This is a genomic window from Acidovorax cavernicola (assembly GCF_003581445.1).
Map to the genome: position 1 here is coordinate 1 of NZ_QXMN01000366.1, position 539 is coordinate 539.

The window sequence follows — 539 nt, forward strand, 5'->3', positions numbered from 1 at the left end:
ATAAAACTTGACGCGTATGCGGCCCCCCGAATTGCGGGTCGTTCGCGTCTTCGGGGGAGGCGACAGAGTGCATTGCCAATATGCCATTGAGAATGGGTATCATTCATTGATGGTTTTTTCCATTCAACCCTTATGGAGACTTGTGGATGACGCAACCGGCTACGCGACAGGAACGTGACACTTTCGGCCCCATCGAGGTCCAGGCCGACCGGCTCTGGGGGGCGCAAACCCAGCGTTCGCTGCAGAATTTCGACATTTCGGGCGAGCGCCAGCCGCTCGAACTGATCCGGGCGCTGGCCCAGGTCAAGCGCGCTTCGGCCGTGGTCAACCAGCAGCTGGGTCTGCTCGACGCGGCCAAGGCCCAGGCCATCGTCGCCGCGGCCGACGAAGTGATCGCCGGCCAGCATGACGAACAGTTCCCGCTGGTCGTCTGGCAGACCGGCTCGGGCACGCAGAGCAACATGAACGTCAACGAGGTGCTGGCCAACCGCGCTAGCGAGCTGCTGGGCGGCGAGCGCGGCGAAGGCCGGCTGGTGCAT

General features: G+C 63.1%; 1 protein-coding gene. It reads left to right on the top strand.

Going from position 1 to position 539, the window contains the following annotated elements; translation table 11 throughout:
• Window positions 1-146: 146 nt before the first annotated feature.
• Window positions 147-539, top strand: a 393-nt coding sequence (locus D3H34_RS33695; protein WP_286186604.1) for a lyase family protein, incomplete at its 3' end; no start/stop codon positions are given.